At 67.1% G+C, this 16,965-nt stretch carries 15 protein-coding genes and 3 pseudogenes; 6 read left to right on the forward strand and 12 right to left on the reverse strand.

Features of this window, described 5'->3' with window-relative positions; genetic code table 11:
• A partial coding sequence (locus FG154_RS16625; RefSeq protein WP_145110322.1) for a response regulator transcription factor occupies positions 1-633 on the reverse strand: 633 nt, incomplete at its 3' end.
• A 136-nt stretch (positions 634-769) separates the two neighbouring features.
• Between FG154_RS16625 and FG154_RS16630 the strand changes: the two genes are divergently transcribed.
• The 3 genes from FG154_RS16630 to FG154_RS16640 all read left to right on the forward strand — a co-directional run bounded on the left by FG154_RS16630 (position 770) and on the right by FG154_RS16640 (position 2,514).
• Complete coding sequence (locus tag FG154_RS16630) at positions 770-1,078, forward strand: PepSY domain-containing protein (RefSeq protein WP_145110325.1); 309 nt, start codon at positions 770-772, stop codon at positions 1,076-1,078.
• A gap of 6 nt (positions 1,079-1,084) precedes the next feature.
• Complete coding sequence (locus FG154_RS16635; RefSeq protein ID WP_145110328.1) at positions 1,085-1,678, forward strand: cytochrome b/b6 domain-containing protein; 594 nt, start codon at positions 1,085-1,087, stop codon at positions 1,676-1,678.
• 116 nt (positions 1,679-1,794) lie between these two features.
• A complete protein-coding gene (locus FG154_RS16640) occupies positions 1,795-2,514 on the forward strand; it encodes an alpha/beta fold hydrolase (protein ID WP_246100362.1) in 720 nt (239 codons plus the stop codon).
• 169 nt (positions 2,515-2,683) lie between these two features.
• On the opposite strand, the gene FG154_RS16645 is transcribed toward FG154_RS16640, so the two are convergent.
• On the reverse strand, positions 2,684-3,505 hold the full coding sequence (locus FG154_RS16645; RefSeq protein ID WP_145110334.1) for an NAD(P)H-dependent oxidoreductase: 822 nt from the start codon (positions 3,503-3,505) through the stop codon (positions 2,684-2,686).
• Positions 3,506-3,596: 91 nt separating this feature from the next.
• Here FG154_RS16645 and FG154_RS16650 point away from each other — a divergent pair, with 91 nt between their 5' ends.
• The gene (locus tag FG154_RS16650) at positions 3,597-4,520 is read left to right on the forward strand and encodes a LysR family transcriptional regulator (protein ID WP_145110337.1); all 924 of its coding nucleotides are present in this window, start codon (positions 3,597-3,599) and stop codon (positions 4,518-4,520) included.
• 247 nt (positions 4,521-4,767) lie between these two features.
• Here the strand turns inward: FG154_RS16650 and FG154_RS16655 are convergent, their stop codons facing one another.
• The 9 genes and pseudogenes from FG154_RS16655 to FG154_RS16695 form a co-directional block, all read right to left on the reverse strand.
• Complete coding sequence (locus tag FG154_RS16655) at positions 4,768-6,102, reverse strand: FtsX-like permease family protein (RefSeq protein ID WP_101342225.1); 1,335 nt, start codon at positions 6,100-6,102, stop codon at positions 4,768-4,770.
• Complete coding sequence (locus FG154_RS16660; protein WP_145110340.1) at positions 6,095-6,775, reverse strand: ABC transporter ATP-binding protein; 681 nt, start codon at positions 6,773-6,775, stop codon at positions 6,095-6,097. The genes FG154_RS16655 and FG154_RS16660 overlap by 8 nt, the downstream gene beginning before the upstream one ends.
• A 4-nt stretch (positions 6,776-6,779) precedes the next feature.
• Positions 6,780-7,202, reverse strand: a complete 423-nt coding sequence (locus FG154_RS16665) for a hypothetical protein (RefSeq protein ID WP_101342223.1) — start codon at positions 7,200-7,202, stop codon at positions 6,780-6,782.
• A 69-nt stretch (positions 7,203-7,271) separates the two neighbouring features.
• Positions 7,272-8,771 carry an alkaline phosphatase gene (locus FG154_RS16670; protein ID WP_145110343.1) on the reverse strand — a complete coding sequence of 500 codons (1,500 nt, stop codon included), beginning with the start codon at positions 8,769-8,771 and terminating at the stop codon, positions 7,272-7,274.
• A gap of 297 nt (positions 8,772-9,068) precedes the next feature.
• Positions 9,069-9,398 carry a zinc ribbon domain-containing protein YjdM gene (locus tag FG154_RS16675; RefSeq protein WP_145110346.1) on the reverse strand — a complete coding sequence of 110 codons (330 nt, stop codon included), beginning with the start codon at positions 9,396-9,398 and terminating at the stop codon, positions 9,069-9,071.
• A gap of 8 nt (positions 9,399-9,406) precedes the next feature.
• A pseudogene (locus FG154_RS21515) lies at positions 9,407-9,550 on the reverse strand (IS110 family transposase); the annotation flags it as partial.
• A gap of 45 nt (positions 9,551-9,595) precedes the next feature.
• A complete protein-coding gene (locus tag FG154_RS21750) occupies positions 9,596-9,721 on the reverse strand; it encodes a hypothetical protein (RefSeq protein ID WP_268876979.1) in 126 nt (41 codons plus the stop codon).
• 466 nt (positions 9,722-10,187) lie between these two features.
• Positions 10,188-11,437, reverse strand: a pseudogene (locus tag FG154_RS16690) (IS3 family transposase).
• A gap of 28 nt (positions 11,438-11,465) precedes the next feature.
• Positions 11,466-12,393: pseudogene (locus tag FG154_RS16695) on the reverse strand (transposase family protein).
• 497 nt (positions 12,394-12,890) lie between these two features.
• Between FG154_RS16695 and FG154_RS16705 the strand changes: the two are divergent.
• Together FG154_RS16705 and FG154_RS16710 are read left to right on the forward strand one after the other, a co-directional pair.
• Positions 12,891-13,319: an exopolysaccharide biosynthesis protein gene (locus FG154_RS16705; RefSeq protein ID WP_145110349.1), complete on the forward strand. Its 429-nt coding sequence runs from the start codon at positions 12,891-12,893 to the stop codon at positions 13,317-13,319.
• Positions 13,309-14,613 carry a hemolysin family protein gene (locus tag FG154_RS16710; RefSeq protein WP_145110352.1) on the forward strand — a complete coding sequence of 435 codons (1,305 nt, stop codon included), beginning with the start codon at positions 13,309-13,311 and terminating at the stop codon, positions 14,611-14,613. Before FG154_RS16705 ends, FG154_RS16710 begins: the two co-directional genes overlap by 11 nt.
• 273 nt (positions 14,614-14,886) lie before the next feature.
• Here the strand turns inward: FG154_RS16710 and FG154_RS16715 are convergent, their stop codons facing one another.
• Positions 14,887-16,926: a TonB-dependent receptor domain-containing protein gene (locus tag FG154_RS16715; protein ID WP_246100364.1), complete on the reverse strand. Its 2,040-nt coding sequence runs from the start codon at positions 16,924-16,926 to the stop codon at positions 14,887-14,889.
• Between the last annotated feature and the right edge of the window lie 39 nt (positions 16,927-16,965).

Below are 16,965 nucleotides of genomic sequence, written 5' to 3' on the forward strand. Positions count from 1 at the left end.
GCCGCGCACGGTCTCGATCACCGCATGGTCGAGCTTGCGGCGGAGGCGGCTGACATAGACCTCGATTGCGTTGCTCTCGATCTCGACGTCGAAGGACCAGAGCCGCTCTTCCAGCTGCGCCTTCGAAAGCACCTGGTTCGGCCGCGCGAGGAAAGCCTCGAACAGCACCCACTCGCGGGCGGTAAGCGGGATTGCCCTGCCGTTTCGGCGGATGCTGCGGGCAGCGAGGTCAATCTCGAACGGGCCGATGCGCAGGAGCGGGTTGGGATTGCCCGAATAGCGACGGGCGACGGACCCGATGCGCGCGGAAAGCTCGCTCAGGTCGAAGGGCTTCACGAGATAATCGTCGGCGCCTGCGTTCAGCCCGTCGATCCGCTCGGTGATCTGGTCGAGCGCGGTCAGGATGATGACCGGCGTCGTATCGCCCCTTGCGCGCCGCCCCCGCAGGAACGGGATGCCCAGCCCGTCGGGCAGCATGAGATCCAGCAGGATCAGGTCGTAGGTCGCGACAGCGAGCGCGTCGGCGGCCTCTGACAGCCGCCGCGCGCGGTCGATCGTATGCCCCTCGTCGGCGACGTGGTCCGCCACCGCATTGCCCAGAACCTCGTCGTCCTCAACCAGCAGGATACGCATGTCACTCTCTGTTGCCGCCCGCCGTCACTCTCGGCCGCTTGCCTGACGGTAGGCTGACAGCTTTTCCTGCCGCCTGTCAGGTGGCCGTAAGGCGCGCGGGGGAAAACGGAGCAACGATCCCATGGAGGCGATCAGGATGAGGCCGGGACTGCTGACGATGGCGATGCTGGTTGTGGCCGGGGCAGCGCGGGCCGACGACGACTGCAACATGCCGATGGCCGACTGGCAGCCCCGCGCCGCGGTCGAGGCGCTGGCCGCGACTGAAGGCTGGACGATCCGGCGCCTGAAGGTCGACGACGGCTGCTACGAGATCAAGGGCTGGGACCGTGACGGGGTGGAGGTCGAGATCACGCTCGATCCGGCCTCTCTTGCCGTCATCGAGATCGAGACGGACCACGAGGACGGGCGGCACGGCCGCGACCGTCCTGAACAGCGAAAGGAGTGAGTGAGTATGATCCGTGTCTGGGATCCCGTCGTGCGTGTCTTCCACTGGGGCCTCGCCGCCTGCTTCGCGCTGGCCTGGCTCACGGCCGAGGAGGCGCAGGGCGCGCACGAATGGCCGGGCTATGCCGCGGCCGCTCTGGTGGCCCCGCGGGTGATCTGGGGCCTGATGGGCTCGCACTATGCCCGGTTCGCGCAGTTCGTCCGCGGACCGGGCGCTGTGCTGGCCTACCTGCGCGACATGGCGACGGGGCGCGAGCGGCGCTTCATCGGCCACAACCCGGCGGGGGCCGCGATGATCGTGGCGCTGCTGCTGTCGATGGCCGGCACCGCCTGGACCGGCTGGCTGATGGCCGAGCCCGAGCGCGCGGCCCTTCTGCCGGCGATTGTCGCGCCCGCCTTTGCGGATGAGCGCGAACACGGCGAAGGTCATGGCGAAGGTGCCGTCGAGGAGGTTCACGAGGCGCTGGCCAACCTGATGCTGGCCTTGGTCGTGCTGCATCTCGGCGGCGTGGCGCTGGCCTCGATCCGCCACCGCGAGAACCTGGCGCGGTCGATGGTCACGGGCCTCAAGCGCCCCGCCGAACCGGGTGATGTCGCCTGATCCGCCAGACCGGTGACGGGCCACCTGTCCCTTCGGCCCGTACCTGCCCCGCCGGTGTCCCCGCCGGCCGGGTTCTTTCATGCCGTGGGTCGGTGTCAGGATCCCGTAAGGTTGGCGTGGATGATCACACCCGGCCGGGTCCTTCGCGGGAGCGATCAGCAGGCATCGGCCTTCTGACGCATCTGTCGGGCCGGCGCCTGCTGCGGCCGGACTATGCCGGATCCGGGCTCACTGAGGATCCCACCGAAGTCCTGACCCTCGATCATCTGGTGAAGCAGGTGATCGCCGCCGCGGACCATGCTGGGCTCGACAGTTTTGATCTCGCGGGCTTCTCGCTCGGCTCTGCCGTCGCGGTCCGGCTCGCCGCCCTCTATCCCGGGAGAGTCGACAGGCTCGTGCTGATCGGCGGGTTCATCAATGGAGCCGACCCGCGCTCGCGTCTGCAGTTCGGGCTCTGGGCGGACCTGGCCCGGAGAGATCCTGCCGCCCTCGCGCGGCTCATGATGCTAACGGGTTTCAGCCACACCTTCCTGGCCGGAATTGCCGACATGGAGGCGATCGTCTCCGACATGGTGTCGGGCGGCAACTGGGAAGGTTTCGCGCGTCAGGCGGAGTTGGATCTAAGGGTCGATGTCTCCCAAGACCTGAGCCTGATCCGGGCTCCGACGCTCGTGATCGGGAACCGGTGCGACCAGATGGTGGATCCGGCAGCCTCGACCACACTCGCCGCAGGCATCGCAGCTGCCACGCTTGCCTGGCTCGAGGGGCCGCATCTTTCGCTGATGGAACGACCCGATGCCGCAGCGGAGCTCTTGCTGCGTCATCTGGCTGACTGAGCCCAGAACGTCACGCACCTGTTGCTTGGCAAGCGGGATCCCGAGGCACTCATATCGGTCAGCCGCAGGACGCATGGGCTGACCGGCACGCATGCGGCGGCAAAACCGCTGCGGCCGGCCCAACCGCAGCATATATGAAGAAAACGGGCGGCACGACCGCAGGCGCGGATCACCTCGACGGGTCGCGATCGCTGGGATCTCTACCATCTTCGGTCTTGAGGTGCAGGGCGAAGCCGGTCGCGCCCGGTGCCCCGAGCTCGGCGCGGAGCTCGAGCTCCGGGATCAGGTAGTCCCCGCCGTTCTGACAGCGGAAGGGGATCGGCCGGAGGCTGTCGAGCGTGCGCATCCGCTGGCGCAGGCCCTCGGCCACATGGTCGAAACCGACCTGGTCCAGCCGATCCGCGCGATAGACGACGAAGGGAGGAAGCACATCGTATCCCGGATAGTGCAGGATTCCGTGATGGATCGGAAACAGCAGATCCTCGATCGGACCGTTGATGCCTCGCGCCGAATAGTGCGGCTCCCATCCTCCGGCGGTTACGATCAGCATCGCCCGCTTCCCGACGAAGGTGCCCTCGCCATATCGGTTACCCCAGCGGCGATCGCTGTGCTCGCCCACCCCATAGGCGAAGCCATGGGCATAGACGCGGTCGACCCACCCTTTCAGGATCGCGGGCATGGCGAACCACCAGAGCGGAAACTGAAGGATCAGCAAGTCGGCCCGGCGCATCTTCTCCTGCTCGGCCGCCACATCATCCGTCAGCGTGGCGGTCGCGACCGCCTGCCCCGAGGCGGACGGGACCCGCAGCCGCGTGCCGGGGCCGAGCGCGGGAAAATCGGCGCGATCCACCACGGCCTTCCAGCCCATGGCATGCAGGTCTGACAACTCGACCGAATGACCCTCGGCTGTCAGTTCCGCGATGGCCACATCGCGTAGGGCGGCGCTGAGCGACCGGGATTCGGGATGGGCATAGACGATGAGCACGTTCATGGGGGCAACCTCCTGGACATCTGCCCGGCGAAACTAGGCGCTGGCGTATTTCCGCGGTATGCAGGATGAATGGATAGGATTGTGCCGTAAGATGGATGGATCGGAGGTCACGCTCGACCGCATGCGCACGTTTGTGCGGGTGGCGGAGCGCGGATCGCTCTCGGCCGTCGCCCGCGACATGCGGATCGGTCAGTCCAGCGTCACCCGCCACCTGAACGAGCTGGAACGGGCGGTGGGCGTCGCCCTCCTCAGCCGTACGACACGACGCGTGACCCTGACCGAGGAGGGCCACCGCTATTACCTGCACGCCGTTCAGATCCTGCGCCTCATCGAGGAAGCCGGCGACGAGGCCCGCCGCGCAGGCGCCGCCTCCTCGGGCCTCGTGCGAGTTTCCTGCACGGCCGCCCTCGGCGTGCGCCACATCGGTCGGCTGATCCACGAGTTTCAGGACCGGCACCCGGACATCGAGGTGGATCTTGGCCTGACCGACGAGCGGATCGATCTGGTGCGCGAGGGCGTGGATCTGGCCATTCGCCTGGGAACCCTGGCCGACAGCCGATTGAAGCTGCGCCCCCTCGGGAGAAGCCGGCGCATTCTCGTGGCCTCCCCCAGCTATCTCGAGCGTCGGGGCCGCCCGGAAACGCCGGCCGACCTCGAGCGGCATGAGGGCATCCGCATGTTCAACATCACTGGAAGCGAGAGGCTGACCCTTGCGGGGCCTGATGGCGCGACCCACGTCGTTCCCTTTGGCGGGCGCCTGCGCGTCGATCACGGCCTCGCCGCCCGCGAGGCCTACCGGGCAGGGCGAGGCCTCGGCCCCGCCCATCTGTGGCTTGTGGACGATCTGCTGGCCGACGGGCAGCTGGAATCGATCCTGCCGGATCATGCGCTCCCGTCGATCCCCTTGAGCCTGCTCATTGTCCCGGAGCGGGCACAGATCGCGCGCATCCGGCTCATGGTGGAGTTCCTGGCGAAGGAAGTTGCCGGCATCCCCGGGATCGGGAGAGAGCCATAGGCGCGTCACCCCTACAAGGTCTGGTGCAAGGCGCGGTTGACGCGAAGGGCCCTGCCATGAAGCTGAAAATGGCCGCGTAAGTACTACGGTCGCGCCCGGAGCGGGGAGAATTTCCATGACGACTGGATTATGTCGATCTTCGGGCAGGATTTCACAACCCCGCCGGATCCGTGAAGGAGCGCCATCATCATTGCGGGCAGCGCAGAGTTATTCCTGTGACCCTGGCATTGCACGACGTTCACGAAGTTCATGCGCGGAGGTCGGGAACGATGCTGCGGCCGACCGCCCGCCAGGCGGGCAGCAGGGCCAGCACCAGCGTCAGGCCGAGGAAGCCGGCCGTCAGGTGGATCTCGCTCCAGCCGATGCGGGCGCTCACCAGGACGTCGGTCCGGTCCGTGAGATAGGCCGCAAGCGCCCCGGCGGTGCCCCAGCCGATGGCCAGACCCGCCACCGCACCGGACGCGACCAGAGCCGCCGTGTAGGTCCAGACGGTGGCGAGGACAAAGCGCGCCGGCGCCCCCAGCGCGCGCAGAAGCGCGAGGCTCCGGGCGATCAGCCTGACGAGGATAAGGAGGGCGGTCAGCACTGAAAGCGTCACCAGAACCTGCGTCAGGGTGGCCAGCACCGACATTGCGGTGCGCAGGTCGCGCATCACCTCGTGCATCTGGGACAGCACCGTTCCTGGAAAGAAGGCCATCATGTCGGGTCGCGTGAAGCGCGACTTCAGCGCGTAGTTGCCCCAGAGGTCCGTCGCCTGCACCAATATGGCCGGTGTGCCGGGCATGAGCGACGGATCGAACGGCGGTCCGATCCGCGTCTCATCGGGCGGGTGGCCGTTGGCCAGGCCATGCACCTCCCACACGCCCTCGACCGGCACGAGAACCGCGCGGTCCCAGGGGCTGCCGGTGGGGGCCATACGGCCGGTGACGATATAGGCGAAACCGTCGTGATGACCGTCGCCGTGATCGGCCCCTTCTTCCTCGTGGTCGTCGCTCTCATGCGCGCCGTGAGCCGGGGTGAAGGCGTCGCCCGGGCCAACCGGTGCAAAAGCCCCGGCCACGGCCTCGGACGCGGTGGCAAACAGCCGGCCCTCGACGAGCGGCCCGGCGAGATGGGTGACGAATTCGGCGGTTGTGCCGACGACCGGCGCGCCGTCGATGCTGTCGCCGAAGGCGATCGGCGCGGCGAAGGCCACGCCCTCGGTGCCGGCAATCTCTGCAAACTGCGCGCCCGAGAGCAGAGCCATGTCGGAGGGCTGGAGGAAGACGCTCGCAAGCATGGCGGTCAGTTCGCTTCCCGGAGCGGCGACGATGAGGTCGAACTTCTCGGCCGCGCGGGCGGAACCCTGCCGCAGCCCGCGCTCCTGCGCGACGAGCGCCGCGCCGAGACCGACCGAGACGGCGATCAGCGCCACAAACAGCAGGTTGACGCAGCGAAAACGCAGCAGCAGGGCGCGGACGAGCGGAAACGGCGCCAGCCCGCGCAGAACCGTCCATCCGGCAATGAGGCCCGGCGCGATCAGCGCAAGCGCGATTGCGGCATCCTGCGCGTCCGGCGTCAGCGCGTTCCAGAGGTCAGTCATCGCTGTCTCCAATGATGCGGCCGTCCGCGAGCGTGAGGACCCGGTGCATGCGCCGGGCGAGTCCCTGGTCATGCGTCACGACGATCAGGCTGCGGCCGCCGTCCGCCACCAGTTCCGCCAGCGCGTCGGAGAGGGAATCGGCGGCGCCCCTGTCGAGGCTGGCCGTCGGCTCGTCGGCAAGGATGATCCTCGGGTCCGCGGCCAGCGCCCGCGCCACGGCGATCCGCTGCCGCTCGCCGCCCGAAAAGGTCGAGACGTTCCGCGCCTCGGCCGCGGGGATGCCCAGGCGATCAAGCCAGGCGGCGGCCCGCGCGCGCAGCGCCTCGCGGGTGGCCGGAGGGGCGAACGCCGCGGCGAGGGCGGCATTGCCGAGTGCCGAGAGTTCCTCTAACAGGTGATGATCCTGAAAGATCATGCCGATACCGTCGCGCCGGAAGGCCGCCCGGCCGGCGTCGGACAAAGCGGCAAGGTCCTGCCCGCCCCAGACCACGCGGCCGGCGGTGGGGCGTACGAGGCCCGCAAGAACGTGCAGGAGCGTCGTCTTGCCTGCGCCCGAGGCCCCGCAGACCGCCACCGATTGCCCGGCAGGAATGGCGAGGCGCCCGACCGACAGCAGGCACCGGCCGTCCGGACCATGCACTTCGACCTCTTCGACCAGCAGGCCGCGCCTCATGCCGTCACACCCGCCGGAAGGTCGCATCGGTCAGCCGGACCCGGGAGTAGAAGCCGAGCTCCGGGTCGACATGGTCGCCAAGCTCCAGCACGCCTTCGGCCACGATCGGCACGTTGAAGGGAACCACGTCCACCACGCGCCTTGCGCGGACGGCAAGGATGTCGTCGGGCCAGGGCATGCCCGGCTCGCAGAAGGGGCAGACGGCCATGGGGCGGTTCGTCAGCACGAAGAACGCCGAGTTCGCCCGGAGCGGCGGCGCCATGAAGCCGCGGGCGGCCATGCGTCGACCTTCGCGGGACATCGCGAGGGGCGAGAAGCTCAGGTCCTTGTTGTAGAGGTCGCGCAGGCGGACGGGGTCTTCCGCGGCGCGAAGCGGCGTGGCGAGCAGTGGAAGCGGCAACAGGGCAAGCAGCTGGCGTCGGTTCATCAGGTGACCCGCAGGAAAAGGACAGCGGGCGGATCCCGGCCGGGCCGGGCTCCGCCCCGTGCCGCCCGCTCAGGAAGCCGGAGCGGAGATGGCGTGGTGCATGACGTGGAAGATCACGTTCTGCTCGATGACGCCGCCGAAGAGGTGCGCCCACGGCCCCCGCGCGAACACGGCGACGTCCTCGCCCGAGTGGGTTTCCGACGAAAGCGGGATCAGCGCCTGCTGCACGTAGTCGGGGTCGGTGACCTCGTCCTCGGTCAGGTCGGGGCGGCTGCCGGAATAGCTTTTGTCGGCCTGCTCGATCAGCACCGAGCCCACGCCGTTCAGATAGCCCGCGACGGTGTAGGGCTTGCCGTCGTCGCCGAGGTCCGGCTTTCCGGTGTGCTCCACGCCCTGCTCATTCTCTTCCATGCAGAGGCCGAGGATGCTGGAACCGCGGCCGCAGTAGCCGTTGAAGGCGATCGCATGTTCATGGTCGGCGGTGACGATGATCAGCGTGTCCTCGGCGCGGGTGAGTTCCATGGCCTTGGCGATCGCATCGGCGAAGGCCTTGCCGTCGGTCAGGGTGCGGTAGAGGTTGCCGTCGTGGTTGGCGTGGTCCACCCGGCCGGCCTCGATGTTGAGGTAGAAGCCCTTCTCGTTCTGCGAGAGCGACCTGATCGCGGCTTCAGTCATCTCGGCCAGCGAGGGCTCGCCAGTGCGGTCGTGCTCATACTTCATGTGGCTCGCCTCGAAGAGGCCAAGCACCGGAGCGTTGCCGCCCATCGTCAGTGCCGCGAAGTCGTCCTGACCGAATACGACCTGCGCACCCGCGGCCTTCGCCTCTTCGGTGAGGTCGCGACCGTCGGTGCGCTTGCCCGCCTTGCCTTCCACGTCGGTGACCGTCTCGGGCAGGAAGTGCGCCCGACCGCCACCCAACGCGATGTCGATCACACCCGCCTTCATCTGATCGATCAGCTGGCTCGCAATGTCCTTCTGGGTGCAGCCTTCTGGAATCGTGGTGTTGTCCTCCCAGTCGCGGTTCACGGTGCGGGCATAGACCGCGGCCGGGGTCGCGTGGGTGATGCGCGCGGTCGAGATGACGCCGACCGACTTGCCCATCTCGCTGGCAATCTCGGCGAAGGTGCGGGTGCCGGCCTGCGCGCCGGCGGCACAGTCGCCGACCGCAACGCTGTCCAGGATGTTGATCATGCTGTTCTTGGTCTTGATGCCCGAGTTCATCGCGGCGGCGGTCGGGGCCGAATCCGGCGTCTGGCCGTTCGAGGAGTAGGTCTTGACCAGCGCCACGTTCGGGAAGGTCTCATGCGGTTGGACATAGTCATCGCCAAGGCCCCCGGCCTTCTGGCCCGAGAACAGTCGGATGGCGTAGTTGGTGCCGACGCCGTTGCCGTCGGCCGTGAACAGGATCACGTTCTTCGCCCTGTTGGTGATCGGCTGGTTGGCGAGACGGTCGGCAACCGTGGCCTGACCGGCCTTGAACCAGTCGTTGCCGCTTTGCGGCAGATCCTGCGCGACGGCTGCGGACGACAGCGCAAGGACGGCAGAGGTGACGAAAAGAAGATGCTTCATGGCAAACCTCATCAGGGGGTTGCACACGGCTTAAGACGCCCATGTCACGGCTGAATGACAGGAAACCGCCGTGTCTGACGGCGACCACAAGCCCTGACAGAGTCTGACGCAGAGGAACCCGCCCCAGCAGATGGGGCGGACAGTGTCGGTCATCGAGTGCGGATGTTGCGCGTCCAACATGCGTGGAGCCGCCCGATATCCCCCGCCGTCATCAGGCGCTCGGGGCCTGAGACCGACCGTGCGGCCTGTCGCGCGCTTCGGCCGCGCGGCGGGTCAGCGCCGCAAACCGCGATCGCCTCAGTCAGTGACCTTCTTCACGAACTGAGACTTGAGGCCGATCTGCCCGACGCCCGGAATCCTGCAGTCGATGCCGTGGTCGCTGTCGACGAGCCGGATCCCGCGCACCTTGGTGCCGACCTTGATCACCTGCGACGAGCCTTTGAGCTTCAGGTCCTTGATGACACTGACTGTATCGCCGTCCGCAAGGAGGTTTCCAACGCTGTCCCGGACCTCCGCTCCCGAGTCTGGTGCGGCCTCTGCCGACCACTCATGCCCGCACTCCGGGCAGGTCAGCAGGGAATCCGCCTCGTAGGTGTAGGCGGAGCGGCATTCGGGGCAAGGTGGCAGGGAACTGGGCGGATGCCCGCCTTCATCGGGATGAGGGACGGGGCAACGACCATGCAGTCATGCCCGAGTTCAGTGAGCTGCCGGTGCAGGCCGCAGCCGCATGGACCGGCCTCATAGCAGAAGTGCAGATGTCGCCCTTCGCCTGCCAGCTTCTCGGCAAGTTGGCGGACGCGATCGGCCCTGCTCGGGACCGTCCTTCAGGTGCTGTCGCGGTCGGTGGCGAAGGTTCTGTAAAAGGCCGGGTTGGTGCTGATGACGGTCAGGTCGCACGTAAGCACCAGTAGCGGGTCGCGCAGCAGGCGGTACACATTGTCGAGGTCCATGCGAACTCCCTCGCCGTTGTCTTCGGGTCAACCTTCACGGCGCGAGGCCGAAAGCGCAAGTCGCCCCTGCCGGCCAGCGCTGTAAAGGCAGGCGCAGTTCGTGCATCGGCCAGACGCGGCAACCGCGCGAGCAAAGCCGGTTTTTTGACCGTGACTTGTTCAAGAAGCAACACCGTTTGGCCGTTGACGAAGCGCCCGGTAGCCAGAGCGCGGATCTGGCCGTGGTCGTTCGAGGGCTGGGCCACGAAGGCAGGTCCTTGCGGCAATCTCGCGCTTGCGAGACACGGGGTCCCTTCCGAGCAGCAGACCTCCGCCCATCAAATCCTCACGTACCTGCATCCCAAAGTTGCGCCGTTATCTACCGCACAACTTAGGCGTGTTCTGCGGATTGCGAGGACTGCTTACCCGCCCCATGCGCCCGCGGGCAACATCGAACGGAGGATCAATGATCGCTTCCACTGCCGCTTCAAGGAAAGGCAAGCCTGTCAGTACTTGGCCTGCCCCCATGGGGTGGTCCGGTTTCAATCTTAGTGCATGACGGGTCTTGCGCCACGGTCGGAGTGTCCGGCGTAGCGGGTGCGGGTGGCGAAGCCGGCCACTGTACCGCCCGTGGTGCCGGGGGACGGTAGCCGAGCGATGAATGCGGGCGCCTTGTGTTGTAATGCTGGCGCCAGGACTCGATCACGATCCGGGCTTCGGCGAGGCTGTAGAAGATCTCTCCGTTCAACAGCTCGTCTCGGAGCTTCGAGTTGAAGCTCTCGCAGTAGCCGTTCTCCCAGGGGCTGCCGGGCTCGATGAAGGCGCATCGGGCGCCGACCGCGGCGATCCAGGTTCTGACCGCAGTCGCGATGAACTCCGGCCCGTTGTCGGACCGTATGTGGCCGGGCACACCGCGGAGGATGAACACCTCGGACAGCACGTCGATGACGTCGGTCGAGTTGAGCTTGCGGGAGACGCGGATGGACAGACATTCGCGGGTGAACTCGTCGAGGACATTGAGCATGTGGAACTTTCTCCCATCGTGGGTCCGGCTTTCGACGAAGTCGTAGGACCAGACATGGTTGGGCCGTTCGGGCCGCAGGCGGATGCAGGATCCGTCGTTCAGCCACAGGCGCCCCTTCTTCGGCTGCTTTTGCGGGACCTTCAGCCCCTCCCTTCGCCAGATCCGCTCGACCCGCTTCACGTTCACCGCCCAGCCCGCCTCGCGGAGCAGCGCGGTGATCCGGCGATAGCCGTAGCGGCCGTACTGGCTGGCCAGCGCGACGATGTCGGCCGTCAGCGCCTCTTCGTCGGGCCGGCCCTGTGGCACCTTACGCTGCGTCGAGCGATGCTGCCCCAGCACGCGGCAGGCGACCCGTTCGGACACGCCGAGCTTCTGGCGGACGTGATCGATGCAGGCCCGCCGGCGGGCGGGGCTCAATAGTTTCGCTGACGCGGACCTTCGGTTCCCGAGGCGGCCTCCTTCAGGATCAGCTTCTCGAGTGTCAGATCCGAAACAGCCTTCCGCAGCCGCTCGTTCTCCTTCTCCAGCTCCTTCAGCCGCTTCACCTGATCAGTCTTCAGGCCGCCAAACTCCTTGCGCCAGCGGTAGTAGGTGAACTGGGTTACGCCGATCGACCGAACCGCCTCGGCCACCGAGCGGCCTTGCGACACCAACACGTCGACCTGCCGAAGCTTGGCGACGATCTCCTCCGGTCTATGCTTCTTCTGTCCCATTCCTGCGTCCTCCTTCGGGCCCGAAAGCCTACCTCAGGGAGGACCACTTTTCTGGCGGCAGACCAAATCGATCCGGGTCTGATGTCCAGATTTTGCAGATGTATTCGTAGGGCGTGAGGCCGCCGGGTGTCTTCCAGTCGGCGGGCGAAGTTGTAGGCTGCCAGGAAGTCGGCGAGGTGTGTTCGCAGCTGGTCGTGGTTCTCGTACTGGAAGCGCTTGACGGTGGCGTCCTTGATCGTGCGGTTCATTCGACCTGGCCGTTCGGCGGGAAAACGATCCACTGGATCGTTTTCTGCCCCGCCTCACTCCACGGGTGGTTGGGTTTGGTTAGTCTGTGCTCGATCCCGTTCGCCTCGCAGATCATGTCGACGCGCATTGGCCGGGAGTAGATGGTGTTCCGGTTGCGGGGCTGCTCGGCGAACTGGATGCCCTTCGCCATTGTCTCTCGGACCAATGGCGTTCCAATGGCTCGATCGGTGAGAACCGTTGGACCTGGTAGGGCACGACCTCGAGCATGTGCTGGAGGAACTCCCAGGCAGTCTTTCTGTCAGCTGTTGCAACGAGTTGAGCAACGGCGAACTTGGACGTCCGGTCGATGCCGACGAACAGTAGAGCTTCCCTTCGTCGGTCTGCACCTCCGCGATATCGATGTGAAAGAAGCCGATGGGGTAGCGCTTGAACTTCTGCCGCTGGGGCTTGTCACCCTCGACATCCGGCAGCCGGGAGATGCCATGGCGCTGAAGACAGCGGTGCAGCGCCGAACGGGTCAGGTGCGGGATCGACGGCTGCAGGGCATAGAGGCAGTCATCGAGCGGAAGCAGCGTATGGCGCCGGAACGCTACGATCGCCGCCTCTTCGGCCGCGGTCAGGACGGTGGACCGCGGTTCCGACGGCCCGGTCTGGATGAGGTTCGCGGAGATGTTATGGCTGCGCTGCGCATCGCGCCGCCCGATGATGCCAGCCCGGATATCCTGGCAGAGCTGAAACTTGAACGGCGTCGAATGTCGACGGTAGGGACCTCGTGACGTCATGGGCCTTCTCCTGGCAAGGCCCGCCCAGCGTATCAGATCTTCCAGCCCCCGTGGTCCAGCCCGCGGGGTTCACTCCAGAAGCAGGATGTTCCTCTTGATCCTGAAGACGGATTTTCGAGCCTTTGTTTCCGTTACGGATCTCCGCTCCGAACTCGGGATCACACTCTACCGCTGCGTGGGCCCGGATGGCGCGCTCACGGATTACGGACGGCGCGTTCTTGGGGCGCAGCTTCGGTTCAAGTGCAACTGGAGGGGAACAGCCGGTTCGGGGCCGCAGTGCCGGGGAGGCAAGGCACGACCTTGCGAAAAAGGCCGCGTCAGATACATATGGACCACGGACCGCCCCAGAATGTGGCAGATTGCGGGAAGGTCCAGCCACGGCGAGGGAAGGGCGGAAACTGACGCAGGGTGATACAACGGCCATGTCCACGGACAAGGACGAATGCGGGTCCCCCTCGGATCCGGGCGACCGACGAAGTCGGCCGCCGAAGGAACGGCGGCGGCTGTCGGGAATCCTGCAGGAGTTTGCACAGGACGGCACGCGTGACCGCGTGTCTGTGGCAGATCTGCTCCGGATCCTGGACGCACGGGCCTCCGAGGCATCGCGGCTCATCTTTGCCCTGCCGAGCGTGCTGCCGACCCCGCCCGGAACTTCTGGCCTCCTGGGTCTTCCTCTTGTCTGTCTCTCCAGCCAACTCATGCTCGGCCAGCGGCCCTGGCAGCCGCGCTTCGATGCCGAAAGATCTCTGGCGCGTGCGGATTTCTCCGCGCTGGTCGAGCGTGTCCTGCCGATCCTGAACGGGCGCGCCACGTGCGTCTGCTGCCCCAAGAGGTTGAGTGATGTATCTTGAAATCGCGATCGTGGTCCTTCTGACCCTGATCAACGGCCTTCTGGCCATGTCCGAGCTTGCCATCGTCTCGGCGCGTCCCGGGCGGCTCAAGGTTCTCGCCGACCAGGAGACCCCGGGCGCAGCCACCGCCATCCGTCTGGCCGAGGATCCGGGCCGGTTTCTGTCCAGCGTGCAGATCGGCATCACCCTTGTGGGTGTCCTGTCCGGCGCCTTCTCCGGCGCAACGCTCGGTGCCCGGCTTGCCGGGGCGCTGGCAACCGCGGGAATGCCCGCCACCCTCGCGCAATCGGTGGGCGTAGGCGCCGTGGTGGTGGCCATCACCTACCTGTCGCTGATCGTGGGCGAACTGGTGCCCAAGCAGATCGCGCTGCGGTCGCCGGAACAGGTGGCCTGCCGCGTGGCGCCGCTGATGCGGGCCGTGGCGGCCGTGGCCGCGCCCCTGGTCTGGCTGCTCGACCGGTCGGGCAAGGTGGTGCTGGCGCTGCTGGGTCAGGGCGGCGCGCGCACGCAGGCCGTGACCGACGAAGAGGTCCGGCTTCTGATCTCGGAGGCCGAGGCCTCGGGCTCGATCCACGCGGCCGAGAGCCGGATGATCTCGGGTGTGATGCGCATGGCCGACCGGACCGCCCGCGGCCTGATGACGCCGCGCCATGAGGTGGACGTGCTGAACGCAGGCGCCACCCGTGCCGAGGCCATGGCGCTGTTCAACGGCTCGCGCCGCTCGCGCCTTCCGGTCCGCGCCGGCGGCCCGGATGACATCATCGGCGTGGTCTCGATCCGCGATGTGGCCGCCGCGCCCGCGAGCGACGGGTTTGACCTGCGTGACCTCGTGCAGGAGGCGCCGGTGGTCCACGAACACCAGGGCGCGCTGGAAGTGATCGAGCGGTTGCGCGCGACACCGTCGCACATGGTTCTGGTCTATGATGAATACGGCGCGTTCGAGGGTATCGTGACACCGCTCGACCTGCTGGAGATCATCACCGGCGCCTTCAACGAGGAAACCACCGATGAGCCGGTCGTGGTCACTCGGGAGGATGGGTCGATGCTGGTGGCGGGTTGGATGCCGGCGGATGAGTTTGCGGATCTGTTGTCGCTGCGGCTGCCGGACGGCCGGGAGTACGACACGGCCGCCGGCCTGGTGCTGGAGGCGCTGGCCCGTATTCCCGCGGTCGGAGACATCTTCCATCTGCAGGGCTGGCGGATCGAGGTTGTCGACCTCGACGGACGCCGCATCGACAAGCTGCTGGTGTCCAGGGACCGGCCGGTCGTGCGCCACCGGCAGAGCGATCGCTGAACGGTCATCCTCCTCTCGGTCGCCTGACAGGGTCAATGCCGAGATGTGTCGGGGGTCAAGACGCCGGCAATGAAGGACTCGGACGACGCCGGGCCAGGCATGGCGAGACGGTGGAGGTCTGCTGCGGGAAGGGCGTGGTTCGTGTGCAGCCGCCCTTCCCGGCCATGGTGGACAGCAGGACAAGCGCTTGTTCCGCAGAGATAAAGTGCACTTGCAACCTCATTCGCCGGATGATCAAGCGCTCACCGAGCCCTTGTGCCGGGGCCTAAAGGCTCAGAACCGCGTGGTGAGGCCCAGCCAGAGCCGGCGTCCCTCGCCCACGCTGTTGTAGTCCGCCTCGTCGGTGCGCTTGTCGGTGATGTTGTAGATGGCAGAGCTCAGGCTGACCCGGTCGTTCACCTGGTAGGAGGCGCCGACATCCACCGTGGCATAGGCGGCATATTTGCGGCCCTCGACGCCGTTGATCACGACGGGGGCGCCGTTGGTGCCGATGCGGGGGCCGGCGGCCAGCTCGCTGCCGTGGTAGTTGGCCGCGGTCCAGGCTTCCAGACCCTCGATCGGCGTCATCCAGTCCAGCCGCAGCGACGCCTGATGCCGCGGAGTCCGGGCCAGCGGATAGCCCGCGAAATCGCCCGTCCGCTGCTCGGAGCTGGTGTGGGTGTAGCTTGCCCGGAAGGACAGGCTCTCCGTCGCTTCCCAGTCGGCGGTCAGTTCCACGCCCTTGATCACCGCGTCGTCGATGTTGAAATTCTGCCAGAGGCAGGAATAGCCGGGAAACGGCTCCAGCGCCGCGGCGTCGCAGGCCGCCCCGCCCAGCGGGTCGATGATCGAGCCGGTGTCGGGGTCGATCAGACGGCCGGTGTTGAAGTTGCTGATCTTGTCCCGGAAGCGGGTGTGGAACAGCGTGCCGCCAAGGCTCAGCCCGCGGCCATTGTCCCACAGGGCCGCCAGTTCCAGGCTGTCGCTGGTCTCGGGCTCCAGATCCGGGTTCGGGGCCAGCAGCCCCGCGCCCCGCTGGGTCGGCAGGTAGTAGCCGGGCGCCACCTGACGGATCTCGGGCGCCCGGAAGCCGGTGGAATAGCCGCCCTTCAGCGTCAGCGCCTCGGTCGCGTGGAAGACGGCATAGAGCCTCGGGGTGACATGGCTGCCATAGGTCTCGTGATGATTGTAGCGGACGCCCGCGGTCACGGCGAAGCGGTCCGACAGCCACCATTCGTCCTCCGCGAAGAGCGCCCACTGGTCCACGCTCAGCCGCTGGTCCTCCTCGCGGCTGCCGCGGTCGGTCAGGCGGGCGTTCTGGTGCTGGAAGCCCGTCACCAGCGTGTGATCGCCGCCCATCGAGAAGGGCAGCGTCAGCTTGCCGTCGAGGACCGTGTTGCGGATCCGCGGCACCCGATCGTCCCGGACGAACGCGCCACCGGCCTCGCGCTCGTAGGTCTCGCGCTCGTAGGTCTCGCGCTGGCCTTCCTCGACCTGCAGCGACAGTTCGGTCCGCGCATCGCCCCAGCGCCCGCTGTGGCCGACGGCCACCGACTCGCGGCTGTAGTCGCGATAGGCATCCTCGGCCGTGGGGGCAAGCACCCGCCCGGCCGAGGTGATGCCCCGCACGACCGTGCGCCCCGCCTCGAACCACAGGTCATGCTCCGGCGTCAGCGCGTAGGTCAGCCGTGCGGCGAGATCGCTCTCTTCCCGGCCCTGGTTGCCGGCCAGGATGCGGTCCTCGGATCGGTCCAGCACGCGGCCCCAGAGTTGCAGGCTCAGCCGGTCCCGCACCAGCGGGCCGCCGATGTGGAACGAGAGCTGCCCGCTGTGGCCGCTGTCGTCATGCTCCTGGGCCGTCACCTCGGCGGTGACGCTGCCGCGCCACTCCTGATCGGCGCGCTTGGTGATGATGTTGATTACCCCGCCCATGGCGTCCGACCCGTAGAGCGAGGACATCGGCCCACGCACGACCTCGATCCGGTCGATGGCCGAAAGCGGCGGGATGAAGCTCTGCTCGTAGCCGGAATTGCCGTTCGGGCGCGCGTCGCGCGTGCTCTGGCGGCGGCCGTCCACAAGGATCAGCGTATAGGCGCCGGGCAGCCCCCGGATGAAGATGTCGCGCTCGTTCGCAACGCCGGTGACCGACACACCCTGCACCTCACGCAGCGCGTCGGCGAGGTTGGTGAAGGCGCCGCGTTCCAGTTCCTCGGCCTGGATGACCGAAACGCTGGCCGGGGCGTCCTTCAGCGCCTGCTCGAAGCCGCCGGCCGTCACCACGATCTGGTCGAGCGCAATCGCTTCCTGCGCTGTGGCGGCTGCGGGAAGGGCCATGGCAACAGCCGCCAGCCCCCCCACTATCGCCGTCGCTGA

This window comes from Cereibacter sediminicola (genome assembly GCF_007668225.1).
Lineage (GTDB): Bacteria > Pseudomonadota > Alphaproteobacteria > Rhodobacterales > Rhodobacteraceae > Cereibacter_A > Cereibacter_A azotoformans.

Excerpts from the sequence above, each read along its gene's own strand:
- FG154_RS16660 (WP_145110340.1), bottom strand. The coding sequence starts at position 6,775 with ATGAGGCGCGGCCTGCTGGTCGAAGAGGTCGAAGTGCATGGTCCGGAC.
- FG154_RS16665 (WP_101342223.1), bottom strand. The coding sequence starts at position 7,202 with ATGAACCGACGCCAGCTGCTTGCCCTGTTGCCGCTTCCACTGCTCGCC.
- FG154_RS16650 (WP_145110337.1), top strand. The coding sequence starts at position 3,597 with ATGGATGGATCGGAGGTCACGCTCGACCGCATGCGCACGTTTGTGCGG.
- FG154_RS16715 (WP_246100364.1), bottom strand. The coding sequence starts at position 16,926 with ATGGCCCTTCCCGCAGCCGCCACAGCGCAGGAAGCGATTGCGCTCGAC.
- FG154_RS16670 (WP_145110343.1), bottom strand. The coding sequence starts at position 8,771 with ATGAAGCATCTTCTTTTCGTCACCTCTGCCGTCCTTGCGCTGTCGTCC.
- FG154_RS21750 (WP_268876979.1), bottom strand. The coding sequence starts at position 9,721 with ATGGACCTCGACAATGTGTACCGCCTGCTGCGCGACCCGCTACTGGTG.
- FG154_RS16705 (WP_145110349.1), top strand. The coding sequence starts at position 12,891 with ATGTCCACGGACAAGGACGAATGCGGGTCCCCCTCGGATCCGGGCGAC.
- FG154_RS16710 (WP_145110352.1), top strand. The coding sequence starts at position 13,309 with ATGTATCTTGAAATCGCGATCGTGGTCCTTCTGACCCTGATCAACGGC.
- FG154_RS16655 (WP_101342225.1), bottom strand. The coding sequence starts at position 6,102 with ATGACTGACCTCTGGAACGCGCTGACGCCGGACGCGCAGGATGCCGCA.
- FG154_RS16635 (WP_145110328.1), top strand. The coding sequence starts at position 1,085 with ATGATCCGTGTCTGGGATCCCGTCGTGCGTGTCTTCCACTGGGGCCTC.
- FG154_RS16645 (WP_145110334.1), bottom strand. The coding sequence starts at position 3,505 with ATGAACGTGCTCATCGTCTATGCCCATCCCGAATCCCGGTCGCTCAGC.
- FG154_RS16630 (WP_145110325.1), top strand. The coding sequence starts at position 770 with ATGAGGCCGGGACTGCTGACGATGGCGATGCTGGTTGTGGCCGGGGCA.